General features: G+C 37.9%; 18 protein-coding genes and 1 pseudogene. 10 read left to right on the plus strand and 9 right to left on the minus strand.

Annotated features, from left to right (window positions below; all coding sequences use genetic code 11):
- Nucleotides 1-4: 4 nt before the first annotated feature.
- Entirely contained in the window at nt 5-1,564 is a 1,560-nt protein-coding gene (locus ABJH98_RS13920; RefSeq protein ID WP_348308301.1) for a PglZ domain-containing protein, read from the minus strand.
- 95 nt (nt 1,565-1,659) lie between these two features.
- Between ABJH98_RS13920 and ABJH98_RS13925 the strand changes: the two genes are divergently transcribed.
- The 8 genes and pseudogenes from ABJH98_RS13925 to ABJH98_RS13960 all read left to right on the plus strand — a co-directional run bounded on the left by ABJH98_RS13925 (nt 1,660) and on the right by ABJH98_RS13960 (nt 13,061).
- Nucleotides 1,660-2,889 (plus strand): HD domain-containing protein, encoded by a 1,230-nt coding sequence (locus ABJH98_RS13925; protein WP_348308302.1) that lies wholly within the window; start codon nt 1,660-1,662, stop codon nt 2,887-2,889.
- Between the two features lie 160 nt (nt 2,890-3,049).
- Nucleotides 3,050-3,523, plus strand: a pseudogene (fabZ, locus tag ABJH98_RS13930) (3-hydroxyacyl-ACP dehydratase FabZ); the annotation flags it as partial.
- Nucleotides 3,524-3,670: 147 nt separating this feature from the next.
- Nucleotides 3,671-4,132, plus strand: coding sequence for a hypothetical protein (locus tag ABJH98_RS13935; RefSeq protein WP_348308303.1), 462 nt, complete (start codon nt 3,671-3,673; stop codon nt 4,130-4,132).
- A gap of 113 nt (nt 4,133-4,245) precedes the next feature.
- On the plus strand, nt 4,246-5,199 hold the full coding sequence (locus ABJH98_RS13940) for an aldo/keto reductase (RefSeq protein ID WP_348308304.1): 954 nt from the start codon (nt 4,246-4,248) through the stop codon (nt 5,197-5,199).
- Between the two features lie 124 nt (nt 5,200-5,323).
- Nucleotides 5,324-6,448, plus strand: coding sequence for a glycoside hydrolase family 18 protein (locus ABJH98_RS13945; RefSeq protein ID WP_348308305.1), 1,125 nt, complete (start codon nt 5,324-5,326; stop codon nt 6,446-6,448).
- A gap of 132 nt (nt 6,449-6,580) precedes the next feature.
- Nucleotides 6,581-7,393: a hypothetical protein gene (locus ABJH98_RS13950; RefSeq protein ID WP_348308306.1), complete on the plus strand. Its 813-nt coding sequence runs from the start codon at nt 6,581-6,583 to the stop codon at nt 7,391-7,393.
- A gap of 112 nt (nt 7,394-7,505) precedes the next feature.
- Nucleotides 7,506-10,592, plus strand: coding sequence for an ATP-binding cassette domain-containing protein (locus ABJH98_RS13955; RefSeq protein ID WP_348308307.1), 3,087 nt, complete (start codon nt 7,506-7,508; stop codon nt 10,590-10,592).
- Between the two features lie 24 nt (nt 10,593-10,616).
- Nucleotides 10,617-13,061, plus strand: a complete 2,445-nt coding sequence (locus ABJH98_RS13960; protein ID WP_348308308.1) for a zinc-dependent metalloprotease — start codon at nt 10,617-10,619, stop codon at nt 13,059-13,061.
- 3 nt (nt 13,062-13,064) lie between these two features.
- Here the strand turns inward: ABJH98_RS13960 and ABJH98_RS13965 are convergent, their stop codons facing one another.
- Both ABJH98_RS13965 and ABJH98_RS13970 read right to left on the minus strand, forming a co-directional pair.
- Nucleotides 13,065-13,607 carry a hypothetical protein gene (locus ABJH98_RS13965; RefSeq protein WP_348308309.1) on the minus strand — a complete coding sequence of 181 codons (543 nt, stop codon included), beginning with the start codon at nt 13,605-13,607 and terminating at the stop codon, nt 13,065-13,067.
- A 180-nt stretch (nt 13,608-13,787) separates the two neighbouring features.
- Nucleotides 13,788-14,441 (minus strand): hypothetical protein, encoded by a 654-nt coding sequence (locus ABJH98_RS13970; RefSeq protein ID WP_348308310.1) that lies wholly within the window; start codon nt 14,439-14,441, stop codon nt 13,788-13,790.
- Nucleotides 14,442-14,618: 177 nt separating this feature from the next.
- Between ABJH98_RS13970 and ABJH98_RS13975 the strand changes: the two genes are divergently transcribed.
- Nucleotides 14,619-15,032: a Dabb family protein gene (locus tag ABJH98_RS13975; RefSeq protein WP_348308311.1), complete on the plus strand. Its 414-nt coding sequence runs from the start codon at nt 14,619-14,621 to the stop codon at nt 15,030-15,032.
- A gap of 4 nt (nt 15,033-15,036) precedes the next feature.
- Here the strand turns inward: ABJH98_RS13975 and ABJH98_RS13980 are convergent, their stop codons facing one another.
- The 5 genes from ABJH98_RS13980 to ABJH98_RS14000 all read right to left on the minus strand — a co-directional run bounded on the left by ABJH98_RS13980 (nt 15,037) and on the right by ABJH98_RS14000 (nt 20,888).
- Complete coding sequence (locus ABJH98_RS13980; protein ID WP_348308312.1) at nt 15,037-16,071, minus strand: DUF4421 domain-containing protein; 1,035 nt, start codon at nt 16,069-16,071, stop codon at nt 15,037-15,039.
- A gap of 65 nt (nt 16,072-16,136) precedes the next feature.
- Complete coding sequence (locus ABJH98_RS13985) at nt 16,137-16,514, minus strand: CoA-binding protein (protein ID WP_348308313.1); 378 nt, start codon at nt 16,512-16,514, stop codon at nt 16,137-16,139.
- Complete coding sequence (locus ABJH98_RS13990; RefSeq protein WP_348308314.1) at nt 16,507-18,069, minus strand: FAD-dependent protein; 1,563 nt, start codon at nt 18,067-18,069, stop codon at nt 16,507-16,509. The genes ABJH98_RS13985 and ABJH98_RS13990 overlap by 8 nt, the downstream gene beginning before the upstream one ends.
- 9 nt (nt 18,070-18,078) lie before the next feature.
- A complete protein-coding gene (locus tag ABJH98_RS13995; RefSeq protein ID WP_348308315.1) occupies nt 18,079-19,893 on the minus strand; it encodes a hypothetical protein in 1,815 nt (604 codons plus the stop codon).
- A gap of 32 nt (nt 19,894-19,925) precedes the next feature.
- Nucleotides 19,926-20,888 carry a tryptophan 2,3-dioxygenase family protein gene (locus ABJH98_RS14000; RefSeq protein ID WP_348308316.1) on the minus strand — a complete coding sequence of 321 codons (963 nt, stop codon included), beginning with the start codon at nt 20,886-20,888 and terminating at the stop codon, nt 19,926-19,928.
- Nucleotides 20,889-21,178: 290 nt separating this feature from the next.
- Between ABJH98_RS14000 and ABJH98_RS14005 the strand changes: the two genes are divergently transcribed.
- Entirely contained in the window at nt 21,179-22,366 is a 1,188-nt protein-coding gene (locus ABJH98_RS14005) for an acyl-CoA dehydrogenase family protein (RefSeq protein WP_348308317.1), read from the plus strand.
- Between the two features lie 92 nt (nt 22,367-22,458).
- Here ABJH98_RS14005 and ABJH98_RS14010 read toward each other — a convergent pair whose 3' ends face one another.
- Nucleotides 22,459-23,316 (minus strand): DUF1571 domain-containing protein, encoded by an 858-nt coding sequence (locus ABJH98_RS14010; RefSeq protein WP_348308318.1) that lies wholly within the window; start codon nt 23,314-23,316, stop codon nt 22,459-22,461.
- Nucleotides 23,317-23,331: the final 15 nt, after the last annotated feature.

Below are 23,331 nucleotides of genomic sequence, written 5' to 3' on the forward strand. Positions count from 1 at the left end.
GCTTTTAACTCTTGGGGGTTAAGTGAATCAAAGGAACAATCATTTCTTCCATAGATATACCTCCATGCTGAAAAGTATCCTTGTAGTAATTTACAAAGTGATTAAAATTATTGGGGTAAACGAAAAAATCATCCTTCATCCCGAAAATATATGAACTTGAAACATTTTCTTTTGGAAGATGAATTTCCTCTGGATTTCTACAGATAAAAACACCATTTGTATTATCTACATTAAGGTTTTTCCCCACTTTGTACCGAAGGTTAGTGTTTGTTTTCTTGTCTCCTACGATTTTAAAAGGCTTTTTCACTCGGATCGTTCCATGATCCGTAGTAATAATTACTTTAACATCTTTCTGAGCTAAAATTTGAAGCAATTCTAATAGCGTAGAATGCTTAAACCAAGACAAGGTCAATGATCTATAGGCTGGCTCATCTGGCGCCAATTCACGTATCATTTTCATATCCGTTCTGGCGTGCGAAAGGACATCAATAAAATTATAAACAATGGCATTCAGGTCATTATTTAGCAAGTTATTGATGTTCGTAACCAACTGACGTCCTTGCTGCTTTTGCAGAATTTTATGATAAGAAAAACTGATGTCATGGTTATTTCTCTTCAAGTTTCTTCTTAGGAATTCTTCTTCCTGCATATTTTTTCCCTCTTCACCATCCTCAGATATCCAAATATCACTATGCTTTTTGGCCATTTCATCAGGAAGCATACCGCTGAATATTGAATTTCTTGAGTAGGCTGTAGTTGTAGGCAATGTGGCGTAAAAAGGCACCTCTTTTTCTACGTTGTAGTATTCAGAAATAATGGGTTCTAATATTTCCCATTGATCATATCTCAAATTGTCAATCAAAAAGAAAAACACGGGTTTCTTATCCTCAAGCAAAGGAAATACTTGCTCTCGCATAATTCGATGTGACAAAAGAGGTTTCTCAGCGTTAGGATCATTTAGCCAAGTCGCATAATTAGAGGTAATGAAATCACAAAACTCAGAATTAGCTTCGTCTTTTTGCATATTGAGCACTTCTGCCATTGCTCGCTCTTCTGTTTCATCAATTTCCAATTCCCAATAAACCATCTTTTTATAAACATCTATCCACTCCTGAAAATCCAAGTTTTCATTCACAGCAGAGCTAATGTTTCTAAAATCTTGCTGATAACTCATGTTGGTTTTTTCCGTCACCAGACGTTTATTATCTAGTATTTTCTTTACAGAAAGCAAGATTTGATTGGGATTCAATGGTTTTATCAAATAGTCGGCAATCTTTGCACCTATCGCCTCCTCCATGATATGCTCCTCTTCACTTTTGGTAATCATAACCACAGGTACATTGGGATGATGAGTTTTAATTTCCGCCAAAGTTTCCAATCCCGTCAGCCCAGGCATATTTTCGTCCAAAAAGACAACGTCGAAAACATTTTTATTCATTTCATCCAATGCATCCGAGCCACTATTCACTCCAGTGACATTGTATCCTTTATTATTCAAAAAAAGTATATGGGGCTTTAAAAGATCAATCTCATCATCAGCCCATAATATTTCATAATTTCGCATATTGTATATTTCTTTGAATAATTCGAACAATTAATTTGCACGATGGTTCAAAATAAGGGAAACCGCACACAACTACCTACTAATCGTATCTCAATTTGACGACTAACAAAAACAAAATCATCAATGATCCGGTCTATGGCTTTATCACCATTCCGAATGATCTGATTTTTGAAATCATTGAACACCCCTTCTTTCAGCGTCTGCGACAGATCAAACAGCTTGGGCTTACCAGTCTTATTTACCCTGGCGCTTTGCATACCCGATTCCATCATGCTATTGGTTCAATGTATTTGATGCAACAAGCGTTGTATAGCCTACGCTCAAAAAGAGTAGATATTTCCGATGATGAATTTGAAGCTTGTCTGATTGCTATTTTACTACATGATATCGGACATGGCCCATTCTCACATACGCTAGAGTTTAATCTGCTCAACAACGTTACGCATGAGAAAATATCAGTCCTTTTCTTTGAAAGACTTAATCAGGAATTCAATGGTGCCCTAACCACTGCGTTGCAAATTTTCACCAACCAATACCCAAGAAAATTTTTCTACCAATTGGTTTCTAGCCAGCTTGATATTGATAGGCTCGATTACCTCAAACGTGACAGCTATTTCACTGGAGTCTCAGAAGGCCATATAGGTTCTGAACGGATCATCAATATGCTGAATGTGAAAGACGACGAAATTGTAGTCGAAGAAAAAGGCATCTATAGCATAGAGAATTTCTTGAGTGCACGACGACTCATGTACTGGCAGGTTTATCTACATAAAACTGCCGTGAGTGGAGAAGAAATGTTGATCAAATTGATCAAAAGAGCCAAGCACCTCACGCAGCACGGAGTAAAAGTAGAAGCCACTCCTGCATTAAAAATGCTATTGGAACGCAACATTGAATTGAAGCATTTCAATGAAGACCCTGAAATCTTAGATCTATTTGCCTTGTTAGACGACAGTGATATCTGGGGTTCTATGAAATTTTGGCGAGAGCATGAAGACACGGTTTTATCGGGCTTAAGCACCAAACTGTTGGAACGGAAAATTTTTAAAATCATACTGGCCAGTGAAAGACCACTTGATGAGTGGGTGGAAAGATTGAAAAACAAAGTTCAAAACCAATATAAGCTTAATGCTGAAGAGCTGGAATATTATACTGGATCAGGTCAAATCAGCAACTCCGCTTACATTTCTAGTGGGCAAAAAATAAAAATCCTGACCAAAAAAGGACTCACACTAGACATCGTCAAAGCCACGGATTTGCCAAACATAAAAGCGATGAGTAAGATCGTAACCAAACACTTTTTCTGTTGGCCAGAGGTGGATTGATCCGAAAGTCAATTATTAACGGGTAGGGCTTGTGAAATTCCAGACCCAAAATGATCATTCTAATTTTGATTGCTTCAATCTCATCTTCTAGAATTTTCACTAAATTGCCAGCAAATCAAATCAAACAATTGTTAATAATATTAGTATGGAAAAAACCGAATCCGTAGTTCCGGCATATGATCCAACGATGCCAGCGGCTTTTGACATCAATCAAATCACGAAAATTTTACCTCACCGCTATCCATTTCTTTTGATAGACAAAATTTATTATAAAGATGATACGACAGTAGCAGGAATAAAAAATGTGACTTTTAATGAGCCTTTCTTTCAAGGGCACTTTCCTGATAATCCTGTCATGCCAGGGGTTTTGCAAATTGAAGCTATGGCACAAATCGGTGGTATTTTGGTACTCACCTCAGTGCCTGATCCAGAAAATTATTGGGCCTACTTCTTAGGAGTGGAAAAGTTCAAATTCAGGAAAATGGTTTTACCAGGTGATACCCTCGAAATCCAATGTGAATTACTAGCCCCCATCCGAAGAGGAATTGCCAAAATGAAAGGCACAGCAAAAGTAGGAGGCAAATTGGTCTGTGAAGGCGAAATGACGGCTACTATTGTGAAAAAAGATGCCTAAACAAAATTACTCTACGAAGTTTTCCCAGTTAGCGATTCATTCTCATTATTTTTTGATCGAAATGTAATCGGGTTATTAGGTATAATATCCAAAAAAGTATATTTTTGATGGATTAGGATTTTATAAATTTTAAAACACACAACAACAATGAAACATTTTGTAAACATTTTTAAGTACTCCTTGTTCCTATCACTCGTAGTAGCAATGGCGAGCTGTGGAGGAGATGATGATGGAGGAGAAGAAGAAGATACTACTCTTTCAGATCAGGCAGAATTACTTGTTCAAGGTACAGCAACAGTATCTAGTGCCAAATTAGATGGAAATAATGGTGACATCGACTGGGATGGGTTTACTGTGACATTTTCTGGAAATCAGGATGGTGGTTCATATACAACTACCGCTACAGGAGACCAACTTTTAGTTTGGCCTGCTTCTGGCAATTGGGAATTCGGTAATGATACAGGTACAATTGTATCTAGAAGCGATGGGACTGATATGTCCATGAGTGTAGGTAAGAATGCTTTAGAATTGACTTTTGATGTTAGTACTAGTGGCTCTGGTAGAGTTCTTGTAGTTGACGGAGAATGGATATTTAAGTTCAATTTCTAAAAAGTAATATTAGAATATAATAAAAACCTCTTGAGCTTACTCAAGAGGTTTTTTTGTGTCATTACATTTTTACTCTGTTAAGAAAACTTGTACTTTTAGATAAAATCTGTTTTATGAAAACATATCCATTGAGTAACGGTGATCAAATGCCCGCCTTAGGGCTTGGCACTTGGAAGTCTGAACCCGGAGAAGTTTACAAAGCGATTCGTACGGCGATCTCAGTAGGCTATAGGCATTTTGATTGTGCATATATCTATCAAAACGAAGTGGAAATCGGCGCTGCTCTGAATGACGCTATCATGACTGGAGAAGTCAACAGAGAAGAGCTGTGGATCACATCCAAACTATGGAATACCCATCATCATGAAGCTGAAGTAAAAGAGTGTTTAAATATCACACTTAAGTCCTTGCAATTGGACTATCTAGACCTTTATCTTATACATTGGCCGGTGGCGCATCGCAAAGATGTCATCTTTCCACAAGATGCAAGTGGATTGATTAGCCTTTCAGATATTCCGCTAGAAGATACCTGGAGAGGCATGGAAAGTGTTCAATCAGCTGGTTTGACGAAACATATTGGTGTTTCTAATTTTAGTGTCAAGAAAATTAAACAAGTCAACTTATCGGCGACACAAAAAATAGAGGTTAATCAAGTAGAGTTGCATCCTCTCCTCCAGCAAAAAGAATTGCTCCAATTCTGCAAAGAAGAAAACATTGTAGTCACCGCTTACTCTCCTCTTGGATCACGTGATCGTGCTGCTCAAATGAAAGCAGACAACGAACCTGATTTATTTGAGATCCCCATTATTAAAAAAATAGCTGAAAAACACGGATATTCGCCTGCTCAAATTCTTGTTGCCTGGGCCGTCAATCGAGATACCGTAGTGATCCCAAAATCAACCAACGAAGGCAGACTCAAGCAAAACCAAGAAGCAGCCAATATTAAACTTTCCTCGGATGAGATGGATTCAATCAATTCGTTAGACAAGCACTTCAGGTATGTGACAGGAGAATTTTTCGCCTTGCCCGGATCTGATTACACGGTTTCTAATCTTTGGGATGAGTAGCTTATAAGTCCCATTCAGATATACAAATCTTCTGTTCAGCGAATACCTTTCTTCAAGTTATTCTTATGATTTACCTTCATCAAGAAGGCATGATGAATTCATTTTTCATTTTTAAAAATCATATATGAATATTAAGAAGCATTTTTTAATTCTTGTTGGCATGGTACTTTTAGGGTCTGCGTGTAGCACTAAAGACGCACCACAAGAAGCAATTGAAGAAGTTGATGAGTCATCTTTTGATATTATTGCCTACTACAGTGGCAGTGGCTCAGATATATCAGACTACCCTATTGATAAATTGGATCAAATTATTTTCAGTTTTATGCACCTCAAAGGCAATCAGCTGACCATAGATAATGCTGAAGACAGTCTATCTCTGCTACAGATCACTGCGCTAAAAAAACAATTCCCAGACTTAAAAGTATTGGTTTCGCTTGGAGGTTGGGGAGGCTGTGAAACTTGCTCGTCCGTATTCTCTAGCGATGAAAATAGAAAAGTATTTGCGGCTTCAGTAAAAGATATGCTCCAAGTTTATAACGCAGATGGAATTGACTTGGACTGGGAATATCCTGCCATCGAAGGTTTCCCCGGCCATACATTCAAACCTGAAGACAAACAAAATTTTACTGCCTTAGTGGTAGAACTGCGAGCGGTTTTAGGTGATCAGTATGAACTCAGCTTTGCCGCTGGTGGCTTCGATCAATTTCTTATTGAATCTGTAGAATGGGATAAGGTAATGCCCCTTTTTAATCGTGTCAACTTGATGTCTTACGACTTGATCAATGGATATAGTACAGAAACTGGCCATCACACTGCTCTTTTCTCCAATCCATCACAAGAAGTATCTACGGATTATGCGGTTCAATTTCTTGATTCAATAGGCGTACCCAGTGAGAAAATTGTAATTGGCGCTGCTTTTTATGCTCGAGTTTGGGAAAATGTTGCAAAAGAGAACAGCGGCCTATACCAATCAGGAAAATTCCTAAAAGGAATCGGTTACCCCAATCTGGACAGCACATTGTCCGCTGATAACGGATTTCAAATCTTTTGGGACAGTACTTCCATGGCACCTTACGCTTACAGCGAAAGCCTTGGCCAGTTCGCGACCTATGATGACCCTAAGTCATTAGTTGCAAAAGTTCAGTATGCGAAAGAAAAAAGACTGGGTGGTATTATGTTTTGGGAGCTTCGGAATGATAAAAAACAAAACGGTCTATTGGATGCCATATATAGTGCCGCGAATGAATAAATAGCGCTGTAAAAAAAATATAAACTTATCACACTTGACGAAGCCAGATCAAATTTTTGATTTGGCTTTACTTTTCTATTCCAATCTTTTAAATTGCCTCAATTGTTAAGAGATGACCTTTAAATCAATACCATGAAAAATATTCTAAATATCCTATGTATCGCCATGCTTGCGACTACAATTGTTGCTTGCAGTTCAGGTAAAAAATCTGATGAAGCTGAAAAAGCGACTTTAGAAAATGTAAAAGAAAAAGTAAAGAAAGAATTTGAATACCCGATTCCGACCTCATTCGAAGTAACAGAATTACTACAAGATGCAGGGGCAGCATTCGTATGGAATATTACCAATCCAATCGATAATGTAGATAAATACGAAACCCAAAGAGACAAGGCACTGAATTTGGGTATTTATGGAGCTGACTTAAGTTATGCTTGTACTTACAATAGCCAAGAAGAAACCATGCAAATGCTGAAGGCTTCTAAAGTACTCATCGATGGTTTGTCAATCCCAGGTGTATTTGATGATGATATGGTGGCACGAGTTGAGAAAAATCTTGACAATAAAGATTCTTTGATTCTTATCGTTACAAAATCATTTTACAACACATACACTGAACTTAACAAGGCTGGACAAGACAAAATGTCTTTCTTAGTAGTCGCTGGTAGCTGGATCGAAGGCATATACATTACTTGCCAATTGGCTATTTCTAGTGATTACGACCCTAGAATGCTCAACATTGTGGCAGAGCAAAAGAAATCAGCCATCAAATTGGCTGAGTTTGCTTCAAAATATGCTGAAGACCCTGACATTGAATCAGTAAGACCTTTGTTAGAGTTTATGAAAATCATATACGAAGGCGTAGATCCGGCTATAGGAATTACAAAAGGTCAACTAGATGACATTTCAAGCAATGTCGAAAGCACAAGAAATGAAATCATAGGCTAAGCTTAATAAGAAAATCGAATTAATTAAAAGGCATCCAGCCCCGATAGCCATCGGATTGGATGCCTTTTTTTCTATCTTTAATTTCTAAACCTAAAACAATTAACTTAACTCCATGAGTGAATCGATTATCAACGCCTTGATGCGCTTGTTTGCCATTATTGAAAGTGTAAAAGACGAAGTCGTTGATTCGGGTCATATCATCGTAGAGCCCTATCTACAAGCACAACTTAATCACGAGCTCGCTGTACAGTACTTGAATCTGTATCAAGATTATGTAGAGTTTTATCGACGGGAGGCTTCTTCCTCTGAAGAGGAACTCGAAAATGAGACTAAAAACATCATTCAGGTTACTAAAATTTGCCAACAACTCAACAAAGAACTTCTTCAGCATGAGCGTGTTATTGTTTTTATTCAGCTAGTAGAGCTGATCAACACAGACGATAAGGTTTCTGAAAAGGAGAATGACTTTATGCAGTTGGTTGCTTTAAACTTCAACCTTCCAAAGCAGGAGATTAGTGACATTACTTCTTTCATCCTTGATCCAGAAATAAAAGAATTGTCCAAGCCCAATGGAATGATCATCGACAACAAGGTGACTGAATGGCCTGAGGAGATCGCCTGGATGATGAAAAAAAAGAAAGAACCTGGGATTACTGAATTCAGGCATATTCATGTTGAAAATTTATTTGGGCAAATCAAAGTACTATTCATTCAGAGCATAGGCACATTTGTAATACAGTATGATGGGCCACTTAATTTGTATTTGGAGGGAAATAAGATATCCAAGAATAAAACCTATATACTCAAGTCTGGCTCCATCATTAAAGGAAGTACCATTGAGCCTATATATGAATCAGAGATCAGTAAAAAATTCTTACTTGATCTTAAAAAAGTCAATCTGGTGCTTCATGGGGACGAAATGCAGTTCCGTTTCAAAAACAGTACGAATGGCATTCAACCTTTCAGTTTCTACGAAGAATCCGGTCAGCTCATAGGTATTATGGGAGGAAGTGGCACAGGAAAGTCCACACTCATTAACCTGTTGAATGGAAAACTGAATCCATCGGATGGAAAAATAAAAATCAATGGACACAGCATTCCTAGATGTGTTCAATCTGGGGTAATTGGCTATGTTCCACAGGATGATTTATTATTTGAAGAGCTCACTGTTTACCAAAATTTGTTTTTCAATGCGAGGTTGTCTTTCAGCGACTTTTCTAAGAAACGATTGGATCAAGCAATCAACAAAGTGCTTGAAGATCTGGACATTGATGAAATTCGAGATTTAGAAGTAGGCAGCCCGCTTAATAAGTTTATAAGTGGCGGTCAACGTAAACGACTCAATATCGCCTTGGAGTTGCTCAGAGAGCCTTCTGTGCTTTTTGTGGATGAACCTACCTCAGGGCTATCTTCAATGGACTCTGAAGTAGTCATGAACTTATTGAAAGAGCAAAGTAGAAAAGGTAAATTGGTGATTGCCATCATTCACCAGCCCTCTTCTGATATCTACAAATTATTTGACAAACTATGGCTTTTGGATAAGGGTGGGTATCCCATTTATAATGGCAATCCTGTAGATGCAGTCGTGTATTTCAAAACAATGAATACACAGGTAAACGCAGCAGAAAGTGAATGTCGGGTATGTGGAAATGTAATCCCAGAGCAGATTCTACATATCATCGAGTCTAAAGTGATAAACGACAACGGTGAAGCCACCAAAAGACGAAAAATAACACCAGCAGAGTGGTACGACAAATACAAGGAGAATATTGCTCCTAAAATAAAGAAGATCAAGTTTCAAACTGCTCTGCCTCCTTCCAACTTCTTGATCCCTAATCTGGCCCAGCAATCAAACATTTTCCTTCAAAGGATATTGCTTTCCAAAAAAACGAACCTTCAATACATATTGCTCAATCTATTTGAGCCGCCACTTTTGGCATTGATTCTGGGTATTCTCTCAAAATACTCTGAAGGCAGTCAATACATCTTTAGCGAAAACAAAAACATTCCAGTTTATCTATTTATGACTGTAGTGGTTGCGCTTTTTCTGGGGCTCTCAGTCAGTGCAGAGGAAATTTTCAAAGACAAAAAAGTACTGGAGCGGGAATCGTTTCTGAACCTCAGTCGATTCAGCTACATCAATTCAAAAATCATCTACCTATTTGGCCTTTCTGCGCTTCAGATGTTCATTTTTGTTTGGTTTGGTAATTACCTTTTAGAAATCAATAATCTGAGTTTTAGCTTTTGGTTGGTGCTATTCTCGACGGCTTGTTTTGCCAATATGATCGGTCTAAACATTTCTTCTGGTTTAAATTCTATTGTCACTATTTACATTTTGATTCCATTGATATTGGTACCCCAGCTCCTGTTAGGAGGTGCTATGATCAAATTTGATGAATTACATCACAAAATAGGAGACAAAAAACATGTGCCAGTCATCGGTGATACCATGGTTTCAAGATGGGCATATGAAGCCCTAGCAGTTGAGCTTTTTAGAAACAACGACTACGAAAGAAATTTTTTCGATTATGACAAAAGGATGAGTGATGCTAGTTTCAATTTTGCCTACTTAATACCTAAAATTCAAGCTAAACTGAGATTAGTTTACACCAATGTAGAAGCAGGAAATCAATCCGAAGCTTTACAACATGAAATAGATATATGTAGAAAGGAACTAGAAAAAATTCAGAGCAAAGACGGCAATACACAATTCTATCGATTGCGCTTCCTTACCATGGATAAGTATGATTCTACTTCTCACCATCAGATTTTAGCGCAATTGAATTTGTTGAAAAAGAAATATAAAAACCTAAAAGACGAAGCAGTCAAAGAAAGGGAGTCTCATTATTATGAACTAGTAGAGACCATAGGGAAGGATGGACTGCTGGATCTCAAAAACAAAAACCATAATAAGACGCTGGAAAACCTGGTCACCAATCGAGATGAAATAGAAAAAATATACGAAGCCGAAGATGAATTGATTCAGAAAAAAGACCCAATTTTCAAAACGCCTGATTCAAATTTTGGAAATGCACATTTTTATGCGCCTGTCAAGGTCTTTGGCAATATTCAAATCAGTACATTCTACTTCAATATTATTGTCATTTGGCTCATGACGGCCTTTTTCTATATGACATTATACTATGACACACTTAGAAAGTGTCTAGCATTTATTGCAAATAAATTCACGAAATACTGATCGACTCAAAAACTCAACTCTAAAATGAAGCCACTTTATATTTTAACTCTATTGGCACTGATGTGTTCAGAAGTTTGCGCTCAAAAAAGAACTAAAAATAAATCGCCCAAAGAAATAAATGAAACTACTGAGAGTTTATTTCGAGGGTTTATAGACTATTCTTTAGATGAAAATACGGGTCGAATTTATTTACATATCTCACGTTTGGAGGAAGAATTTCTCTACCTACCTTCTTTATCTTCAGGCGTAGGATCTAATGATATTGGACTGGACAGAGGTCAGTTAAGCGGTGAAAAAATCGTGAAATTTTCTAAAGCCGGAACTAAGCTTCTTTTAATTCAACCCAATTATAACTTTCGTGCCATTAGCAATAATATTGACGAAACTCGTGCCGTCGAGGAGGCATTTGCACAGTCGGTTATATGGGGCTTTGAAATCCTTGAAAACAACAACAGCACTTTCAAAATTGATATTACAGATTTTATTATTAGAGATGCTGTAGGGATCATACAAACCTTGGCACAAACAAATCAAGGCAACTATCAGCTTGATTTAAGTCGATCTGCATTGAATGAAGAAAGGATCAAAAATTTTCCAAAAAACACAGAATTTGATGCCATTCTTACTTTTACAGGCCAACCACAAGGCAATTGGATAAACACAGTTACTCCTTCGGCGGAAGCAGTTACAGTGACGGTTCACCATTCATTTGTTCAATTACCTGACAGTGACTATCAAAAAAGAAAATTTGACCCAAGAGCTGGATACTACGGAATCGAATATTATGACTACGCCACACCTATTGATGAGCCCTTATTGAAAAAGTTTACTTGTCGTCATCGGTTGATCAAGAAAGACCCAAATGCTAAAATTTCTGAAGCAGTGGAACCGATAGTCTATTATCTCGACCGAGGAGCACCAGAGCCGATCAGAAGTGCTTTATTAGAAGGTGCATCTTGGTGGAATCAGGCTTTTGAAGCCGCAGGATTCAAAGACGCATTCCAAGTCAAGCTTTTACCTGAAGGCGTCGATCCGATGGATGCCCGATACAATATCATTCAATGGGTGCATCGCTCGACCAGGGGTTGGTCCTATGGAGCCAGTGTGGTTGACCCAAGGACGGGCGAAATTATTAAAGGTCATGTTTCTTTGGGCTCGTTACGAGTGAGACAAGATTATCTTATTGCTGAAGGCTTACTTTCTCCTTATGAAAACGACTCAGCAACTAATCCAGCCATGAAAGAAATGGCACTAGCACGACTAAGACAATTATCCGCTCATGAAGTGGGACATACATTAGGCCTAGCTCATAGCTATACTTCCAGTGCCGAAGATCGTGCCTCAGTGATGGATTATCCTCATCCTAAAATTGAATTGATTGATGGCCAAATATCTTTAGATAATGCCTATGAAGACAAAATAGGGGCTTGGGACAAGGTGGCTATTGCCTATGGATACACTCAGTTTTCAGATCAAATGAATGAAGAAGAGGCACTACAGGCAATCATAACTAAATCTTTAGCCAATGGTTTGACTTTCCTCTCCGATCAGGATGCTCGACCAGCTGGAGGTTCTCATCCTTATGCCCACTTATGGGATAACGGGAAAAGTCCAGTTGCCGAACTCAACCACATCATGAATGTGCGTGCCCTCGCACTCGATAATTTAGGACGAAATTCAATTAAAAATGACGTGGCCTACGCTCATTTAGAAGAAGTACTAGTTCCTATATATTTTTTACATCGATATCAGGTTGAAGCTGCAGTCAAACTAATAGGAGGCCGAAATTATAGATATGCCCTCAAAGGAGATGGTCAGTTGATTACCCAGGCTGTCCCAGGCGATTCTCAAATTCAAGCTATAGATGCTTTGTTAAAAACGGTAACTCCTTCTGCTTTAACATTGTCAGAAGATCTTCTAATGCTTCTACCTCCTAGACCTTTGCATGAAACCCGTACCAATGAATTAGTCAAATTACGAACGAGTCCGAATTTCGATGCATTAGGAGCGGCAGAAACAGCTGCTGATTTTACATTCTCTTTAATGCTCAATCCGCAACGAGCTTCTAGAATGATCGAATACAATAGTCGTGATGCTAGCCAGCCTGAATTTGAACTTCTACTGGACAAAATGTTAGCTGCTACCTGGTATCAAAAACCGAAATCAGGATATTTAGGAGAGATTCAAAATGTCATTAACTTAAACTTGCTAAATCAATTGATGCAACTAGCAACTAGCTCTGACACAAACCCTCAGGTAAATGCGATAGTCTATCAAACTCTTATCAAGCTAAAAAACAAACTGGCAACCAAAAGTCAAACCTATGACAAGGGAGCAACAGCCAATCGTCAATATGCTTTGCAACTCATTCAACAATTTCAAGAAGATCCGTCCGATTTTAAAAGCAAAACAGCTGAAGTTATTCCTGCTGGATCTCCAATAGGAATGGATTTTGGATGCGGATATTAAATACTATTTTGATTTTTTCAACGCTTTAATACTGGCGTTTAGTTGATAATTGTTGCAAGGCCCATAACAGTCGGTAGCTAATTCGTAATAGGGAACGGTCTCACTTTCGATCACCATAAAATTCAGGAAATCCATTTCTTTCGCTATATCAGCAGGAATCTTCCCACTCAAAACTATGGGCTCGGCAAACCCAGGTTCGGAATAATATTCTATCAAGTCCGTTTGGGTTGTGAAAATGATTTCGTCGCTCGAATTAAATAGCTCTATTTCAAATTTGAGCCTTGCTCCCATTTCTTCGCCTTTCACGTACATATCACCAGTCAACAAGTAAAATCCAGTGTTCTTAACAGCAATTTCAGAATTGGCCATTTCCCAATCTGTTCCTTCTCCTTGAGGAAAACTCACATTATTCGTGAATTTGAAATATTTACAATTGGAAGGATCGCAATGCTCTTTGAGATTATATCCATTGTTGATTTTTTCGACCTGACAAATACCGATTCTGCACAGGCATAGGCCTATGCAGAATATAAATAGCTTTTTCATTTCAATCTTTCTTTGGTTGAAATTGAAAATTACATTTTACTACTGTAAATAAATATGGGTTTCAGCAGGCTAGATGATGTTTTTTAAATAGAAGTTAATTTTTGAATGAAGGCCCATAATTAAAAATGGCACCAATTTAAGTTAGTGCCATTTTTAATTATGTCAGTCGGTATTCAACTATCATTGGTCGATGGCTACCCAAGAGTAGTTCCCAATCCTAGCCTTATCAGTAATCCTTCCACTGATCACACTTATCAATGACTTGGTCATGACTTCTTTGTTTTCTTGATACACTCGACCTGTTGTTTTATAGGCTACATAGAAAAAATCTTCCTTGATCTCAGAAGATAAAATTTCTACTTTCCCGAAGTTGATTGAAATACCTTGCCTTTCAATCAATTCATCTAAATGAGCTTCAAAGGTTTTGTAATTACTCTGTTTTGCGTTAGGATTATTATTCAAATCAAACCTTACTGCGTTGACTGAGTATTTTTCTAAAAAATTCGCCATCAGTAATTCTTTAGATTTACTCTTGCCTAAATCTTCCCAGCCTAAATGCACATCTTTAATTAACTGTCGTATTGCAGAAGTCACAACAGGTTCTGATTTTTCATCACCACGCAGTTTGGCCAAATCTTCATTCAGATTTTGTATCACAGTAAAATGATCATCATTTTCAAGTGTAAGCTTCATATTCGATTGATTCAGATCTGAAAGCTCCATCTTCAATGAGTCTATCTGTGCATTTAACCGGTTTACTGTTTCTTCTTGTGATCCACATTGCATCAGTAAAACACTAAGAATCATGAATGTTCCAATTTTAAAAATTTTCATAGTACTTATTACAGTTTGTATATAGAAAAGTTAAATGAATTATCCCTCCAAACAAAATCCAACTTTAGAAGCATCCTAGCTATTTATGGTCTTCTGAAATGTTTAACACCCAAAATACCCAAACAAGGATATTTCTTTTTCAATGACTATATTAGACCAAATTTTTAAAGACGCATCATGAAAAATCTCACTTTCTTATTCCTCCTAATCTGGTGTTTTACAAGTTGTGAACCGGTGCAAACCAAAGATATGATCAGTGGCCAGTTTGCTCACTCGGTATTGATTTGGCTCAATAATCCCGATAGCGAGGCAGACAAAAATAAAATTGAAACTGGGCTGAACGAATTGATAGAAAATTCGGAATACATCCGATCGGCTCATTTAGGCGTGCCAGCGCTCACGGCTAGAGATGTAGTTGACAATTCTTACAGCTATCATTTGATGGTCACTTTCGGCTCCAAAGAAGAACAAGACAAATATCAGGTAGAACCTGCACACAAGAAATTTTTATCGGATTGCGGTAGCCTTTGGTCTAAAATTTTAATCTACGATTCTATGAATGTGCTACAAGAAGGTGAGAACTTGAAGTAGGATTTTATTTTTTCTTTGGCAATAAGAATTTGGGTGGGTTAAATCGTTTACCAATGAAAATTTTGAGGTGACTCACACCTCTTTCCAGATAATCTTCCTCTTCTCTTTCTCCAGAATAAACTCCTACTGAAGATAGACCAGCATAAAATTTTTCAGAATTGTATCCCATAGCAGCACGAATCACAGCCTGCCCTACAAATTTACTTTTGTTCGATGCTTCCCTTCCATCAAGAGCTGGTGTCTTTTTGATCTCAGGACCTAGCCCCAAGGCCATAGTTATTGAAAAAAACACTCGTTTGCCAATAACAAAATTGTGTGCATAACCACCAGCAAGACCGAAATTTATATACTCACTTCCCCTAAAATCATATTCAGAATCAAAATCACTTTGGGCTTCTAGTGGAATCAGGGTCGAGTCAGCATCCATCCTATAATAGTTGAAAAATGGACCAGCAAGAAAAGATCCTGTTCCTTTAATCTGTCTTTCATTATATGTAAATGCACTTCGATAAGAAAATTTGTCATGTTTAAAAATGTACAATGCACTCAATCGATAATTGACTGTTCGTATGTCTGGTCGTATTGGGTAAGGGTTGTCTGGGTCAAAACTCGTTCGATAGTCTTCTGGGTTAGAACCATAATAACCTCGATATTTCTGCCAGTGAATGTCTATTGCAAATTGTCTGGTATAAATATTAGACTGAATATCGAACCTCTTGGTATGACCATAGATATCATCGTCATTATTGACACCTGAAAGATTGAATGCTAGATCAAGACCAAACCATTTGTAACCTAATCCAAATCCTATATTGAAATTTTCGTTGGGCTTGTACTCAATCTTTTGTTCTGTTTCATAATTGACATGCGCAATTTTATTGGATTTTAGAATGCCGTAGATTTTGATAGAAAGTTGATCTGAGTAATCTATGATATAGTTTTCATGGATAGGCCTAGTCTCAAAGCGTTTGTATTCCTTTTTCTGAGCACATAATAGGTTAGGAATGACAGTCAATATGATAATTATCAAATTTCTCAAAAGGAAAATCTAATGGTACAAAGTTGAGTTAAAAATACAATTGACCGTAGAACTTTCCTAACTGACTAGTATTGTCCAGTCCCTAACATGACCAATGTGCATCCAAAAACAGTCTCTATACCTTTTGCTTCGGCCGCTTTTGCCAGTTCCATATTTTCTGTTCCTGGATTGAATATGATACGCTCAGGATTCAGGCTGAGCATATAATCTTGCCATTGACTCAAATGAATAGCACCAATATAGAGCGTAATGGTATGCACATTTTCGATGAAAGGTTTGGATTTCAAATCCAGAAATTGCTGACCAAAAACCTCACCTTTTTTGATACTTACTAGTTTGAAGTCTTCTTTATGATTCTTTAATCTTTCTGCCGCCAGATAAGCGTATCTCGATGGATCAGTTGTTGCTCCCAGTACAACAGTTAATTTTTTATTTTCAGACATTAATGTATTTCTCTACTAGTTTTTCGGCACATTTTTCTCCGTCTATCGCGGCTGACATGATTCCTCCAGCATAGCCAGCCCCTTCTCCACAAGGAAACAATCTTTTCAGTTGAATATGTTCCCAAGTATCTGATTTTCTTGGAATATGCACTGGTGATGAGGTTCTGCTCTCTACTCCGACTACCACGGCTTCGGTAGTCACATAGCCTTTGGATTTCTTTCCAAAGTCTTTAAATCCTAGTTGCAAACGTTTGAAAATATGTGTTGGTAAAACATCTGAAAGCTTAGTCGACTCTAGTCCAGGCTGATAAGAACAATCTGGTAAATTCTGCGACAATTGATCCCCAATAAAATCACTCAATCTCTGCGCCGGCGCTTTCTGCTGTCCACCTGTCATCTCACAAGCTTTTTTCTCTATCTCAGATTGAAAAGCCAATGCAGCAAAATCTCCATGTTTGTGATAATCTTTTAAATCATCATTTTCGATGGCTACCACAATTCCAGAATTGGCAAATTTAGAATCACGTCGGGAAGGACTCATTCCATTTACTACCACTTCACCAGGCGCTGTAGCTGAAGGCACAATAAACCCCCCAGGACACATACAAAATGAAAAAACTCCTCTTTGAATATCATTCAGTCTTGTTTGGGTTGTTAAGGCATAGGGAGCTGCGGGTAGGTATTTCCCTTTATGATCACAGTGGTATTGTATGCTGTCGATCAATGTTTGAGGGTGCTCCACTCTTACGCCTAAAGCAAATGGTTTTGATTCGATGGTGATATTTTTATTTTTCAGTAGCTCAAATATATCTCTGGCAGAATGCCCTGTAGCTAATATAACTCCCTCACCTTCATGCCTCTCTCCATTGGCCAAAATCACACCTTTTAACTCTCCTTTGTTGACAATAAAGTCAACTACCCTACTATTGAAATGAATTTCTCCTCCACAAGTAATAATCGTTTCTCGAATATCTGCAATCACCTTCGGGAGCTTGTTGGTCCCAATATGTGGATGTGTGTCTTTGAGAATATCCTCACTCGCACCATGCACCACGAGCATCTCTAAAATTCGCCGTACATCACCTCGCTTCTTTGATCGGGTATATAATTTACCATCCGAATAGGTTCCTGCTCCTCCCTCACCAAAACAATAATTAGAATCAGGATTAACGATGTGCTCTTTATTAATTTTTGCCAAATCCCTACGACGATCCTGAACATCTTTGCCTCTTTCAAAAAGTATGGGTTTTGCTCCCAACTCTAAACAACGAAGCGCCGCAAAAAGCCCCGCTGGGCCTGTACCAATGATCAAAACTATGGGTCTTGAAGATACATTGAGCTCTGGCTTATGATAAGTGATAGACCAAGGATCAACTTTATCATCGTAAAGACCAATCTCCACATCTACCGAAACTTTCCTTCCACGAGCATCAATGGATCGTTTTAGTAGCTTCCAATTGGCACCTCCTTTGATTTTTGGAGAAATAAAAGCATCCAAATTGGCTTCATCCAGTGCTACTTCAGGCTTAAGCCTGTACTTCAATATTTTGTTCATGAGTGGTATTTATCTGGGCGAAGGTATCGGATTCTTAGTCTTTTTGAATCCGAGATAGCCAATATTTATCCCAAAGAAAACTGGTATGTAAGTCCCTGATTTATTTAAAGAATAGAAATAAGAATCATAGGTATTTCCATCGTATTGCGGAGAATATAAACGTTGGCCGATACCGACCCCAATATAAACGTCTATGGTAAGTCCCGCATTTGCCGGATCTTTCAGCCATCGATCACCAATAAATACCCCGTAATAGTATCTGTTCTCCTTAGCATGAACTTCACTGGTATTCAAGGTTCCTCCTTCACTCACATGAGTGGAATGATTGATGAAATCTGCTCCAATCAAATGTCCAAAATAAAACATACCAAATGTCTCATCTTTACTGTAAAATTTCTGCCGTGCTACGACGCTTGATCCTGTAGAAAACAAATCTCCCGTTTCCAGTTTATTATGGTTTTCATAAAATGGATTCCTATGATAAGTGTAAATGAGTTCGTAGCCCTGTCTTTCTTGCAAATAATATTCCACCGCCAGTGGCATATAACCCAGCAGAGAGTACAGCGGGTTCGACCCAAAAATCACCCCTTTGTATTCATTGACACGGGCGGTGAAATATCTTGATTTTTTATTTTTGAATTTATATTCTGGCTTTTCATAATCTTCGTCATTAACCTGCTGGGCGAAAGCTTCGCTTTTAAGAAAAACTGGATTATTATCTCCATAAACAGGTAAATAAGTTCCAGCTACTTCTCCATTTCTCTTGAATAGTGTCCATTCACCTTCTCTTCTTCCTTGCGACAATTGACCTTTCATCTTCAAATTTCCATTCAAGTAGTACCCTTCGTATTCGCCCTTCCCATTTTCATCAAACAAGGCCGACCCTTCTATATTACCTTCTTCATCATAGTAAGTCCATTTCCCAAAGTTGTAATCCCCCTTGAATTGACCTGTCACTTTGAGGTTTCCACTGATATAATACTCTTTATATGCCCCAGTTCCTTCATCGAATTCACCTACTCCTTTGGTTTCACCCGATTCATAAAACATCTTCCAATAACCGTCCTTGGTTCCATTTTTTTGCAATCCTTCAGCACTTTTAGCTCCATCCGGATAATAATAAATCCAATTGCCCAAAGTTTGGCCTTTTTCATAACCACCTTCAGCCGAAACCTTTCCGTTTTTATAAAAATATTTCCAAGGCCCTGTTTTGAGCCCATTTTTAAAATAGCCTTCTGCCATTTTTTCGCCAGTTTCAAAATAATATACCCAAAGACTATCGCTCTTTCCCGATTTGTTGAGCCCTTGCATTTTCAGTTTTCCAGAAACATAAAACTCTTTGTAAATTCCACTTCCATTCTTAAAAAGTGTCTGAGCCTTAAGTCCACCTTCTTCGTAATAGTAACTCCAAGTACCCGTTCTTATCTCATCGTCGTATTGACCTCTGCTTTTGAGACTGCCTGCTTCATAATAATAAGACCATTCACCACCTTTTTTTCCATTCGACAAGATTCCCTCAGAACGTAATTTGCCATTCTCAAAATAATCCGACCAAATACCCACCGTTCGACCAAGAAGAAACGAACCAGTTTGTCTCACTTTACCATTTTCGAAATAATAAACCCAATCACCCGAAGCTTTGTTGTTGGTATAAAAGCCTTCAGATTTTTTTATACCAGATAGGTAATACGAAGTATAAGGCCCGTTGAGTCGGTTAGAAATTGTATCATCTACTACAAACGTTTCTTTGACCACAGTCTTCTCCTGATCAAAATAAGTGTTCATTTTCACACCTTGACCAAAAGTGAATGTGCTTGTTAGCAAAAACGATATGTAAAGAATTATTCTCAATTCAATTATTTCTTAAAGACAGTCTCATCTACCCAACTTTTACCCCAATTGTCTTTTTCTTCTTGACTCCATAACGCTGGGAAGAATATTACTCTTTGAAATCTTGGAGGTAGATACTTTTGCCAGTTGGTTCCACCAGTAGCTGCAATTACTTCAGGATCTCTCTGCAAATATCGCACAGCCGATTTGTAATGAGCCAGGCGCCATTGCACATTAGACAATTGATCCAACTTTTTGAGTGTTTCTACTATTTCTGGAGCTTGATCCGCGGATTTATAGTGTGACTCATACTTTTTCCAGATATTCTCACTTTTATATTTATTAGCCAGCTGTAAAAATTCTCCAGAGTATTTATTTTCAAATTGTTTGAGCGTTAGTGTCTTTTTACCTGTCGCCAACTCTGTTGCACCCCGTTTCCAATACAGGTAATTATACATTTCGTCCAGACTTTCTTTTTCCATCTCAGGTCTTTTGGATTCTTCTACCAAATTCAGCAAATCTGTACATGAAATCTCAAACATTCTGATCTGAGCAGATTGAAAGCCACTCGCTGGCAATAATGACATTCGAAAATTCAGAAACTGCTTTTGATCCATTCCATCAATCATCACATCAAATGAATCAACTAAATGCAATAAATACCTATTGATTCTGTTGAGTCGGATCAAAAATCGATCGGCGTCTATTTCATCATCAAAAGCCAATTGCTCAATTTCATTTAGAATCAATTTGAAATACAATTCTGTGATTTGATGATAGATAATGAATATTTTTTCATCGGGAAATTGAGTCTTGGGATTTTGTAAACTCAGCAGTGTGTCGAGATGGATATAATCCCAATACGTCAGATAATCGGCGTGTAGCAACCCATCCAAATAGGAAGACAAATCCTGTCCCATGGCCTCATATTTATCTTCTAGCTGATGGAGTTGATCCAATATTTTCTTATCAAAATTCGATTTCGTCATGTGGGTATTGTTGTCGTTTAATATTGTAAATTTGGGTCTATTTTTGAACAACCTACAAAGATCAAAAGTAATTATTGGACTTAATTCATGGATTCCGTAGATAATTACTCAATAAATTGCTTCAATCTGACAAATATCATTTTTTGACTTAATAAAAATACAATTGATACAATTTTAACTTGTTCAAAGGATAATGACAGATTGCGAGCTGCAAATTTCATTATTACCCAAATCGGTAATATTTTGAGCCCCGAATGATTTAATAACAATTATAAACAACAGCCCTTCTCATGAAATCAAATTTCACAGACGAATTCGAATCTCCAGATTTTTATCAAATCGATGATTTATTGACCGAAGAACACAAAATGATCCGAGGATCTATTCGGGATTTTGTAAAAAAAGAAATCACTCCAAACATTGAAGAATGGGCTGAAAAGAACCATTTTGAATATCCGATGGTGAAAAAGTTTGGTGACATCGGAGCTTTCGGCCCAACTATACCTACCCAATATGGCGGAGGTGGTATGGATTACATTTCTTATGGCTTAATCATGCAGGAAATAGAAAGAGGAGATTCCGGCATGCGTTCCACAGCTTCCGTTCAAGGCTCTTTGGTCATGTACCCGATTTACAAATTTGGCAATGAAGAACAAAGAAATAAATACCTACCAAAGCTCGCGTCTGGTGAATGGTTAGGATGTTTTGGACTTACAGAACCGGATCATGGATCTAATCCAAGTGGCATGGTAACTAACTTCAAAGATATGGGAGATCACTATTTGTTGAATGGCGCAAAAATGTGGATCTCCAATGCACCTAAAGCGGATGTTGCCGTAGTTTGGGCAAAGAATGAAGAAGGAAGAATTCATGGTCTAGTAGTAGAACGAGGGATGGAAGGCTTTTCTACGCCAGAAACTCATGGCAAATGGTCTTTAAGAGCTAGTTGCACAGGCGAACTCGTTTTTGACAACGTGAAGGTACCAAAAGAGAATTTGTTGCCTAATAAAAGTGGATTGGGAGCACCCATGATGTGCTTAGATTCTGCTCGATTTGGAATCGCTTGGGGTGCTATTGGTGCAGCTATGGACTGTTACGATTCTGCCCGAAGATATTCGCTCGAAAGAGTTCAATTCGATAAACCCATCGGGTCATTTCAGTTGATTCAGAAGAAATTGTCAGAAATGTTGACAGAAATCACCAAGGCTCAGCTGCTCAACTGGAAATTGGGTAAAATGTTCGAAGAAGGCAAAGCCACCACACCAATGATATCAATGGCTAAAAGAAATGCGGTAGCTACTGCACTCGATATTGCAAGAGAAGCTAGGCAGATTCATGGTGGTATGGGCATTACTGGAGAGTATCCAATGATGCGTCACATGATGAATTTGGAATCAGTTGTGACTTACGAAGGTACGCATGATATTCATTTGCTGATCTTGGGGCAGGAGATTACTGGGATTCCTGCATTTAAATAAAATCTGGCAGGCTAGTTCCTTCAGATAAAAACCTTCTTATGTCTTGAACATAAGAAGGTTTTTTTTGACTCTGTCTGTTATCAAGCTTTAAATCAAAAACCATAATCCTTATTTTCAGATGAAAAGTCCTGTTCGTCTAGTTCAGGATTAATTACGACCTGAGAGTATTCGTACATTTCATATAATCCCTTATCATCTATCACTTCCATTTTCAATGGAACAAAATCAGCTGTATCAATAGCCAAATGCAGCTTAGGAGAATAATCGTTGGGAATCATGATCTCCTGCCCCTCTTCCACGTCATCGTATTCTTTAATCGAAGGGTTATGCTCTAGAATCATATATGCACTCAACTTATACTTATCCGCAATATCTTCTATCGATTCATCTTTAAGTACTGTATATGTCTTAATTGCAAAATATGGGTTGCTGAAAGTGATGGAATAACTTGGTCGTCCTTGTTGCTCAACGATCCCATTATAAACGACCATATCATCAATTTCGCTCTGATATTTATCACAGAGAAATTCCAAAATAGAAACAACATGATCGAAGCCTGACTGAAAAATGGTATGATGTTGGTCATTACGCATGATACCGTCCATCGGATTTAGTTTCAAATTCAACCAAGGAAATCCATTTGGGTTGATAAGTGCTTTGTTATTGTTTTCATTCTTAACGTAAAGCACCTCCATACCATCGTTAGGAAAGGATTGTCGAAGATATACCTTATAAGGGCTTTTCTGCATTTTGGTGAATGAAATCTGCCGAGTCATTTCACCATCTATTCGTTCCTGTTTTGTTATAGTATAGGTCAGCGCCTGAATCTTGCTCGAAGCTTCAAACATTCGTTTGGCAATGTCATATCCCGTAAGAGCATCTGATGATTGGCCTGAAGTAATGAAACAAATGAAAAGTAAAAGAAGTGTGCAAAAGCCAGTCCTTGTCATAAATAGAATGGAGTA

The organism is Reichenbachiella sp. (assembly GCF_039969095.1).
Taxonomy (GTDB): domain Bacteria; phylum Bacteroidota; class Bacteroidia; order Cytophagales; family Cyclobacteriaceae; genus Reichenbachiella.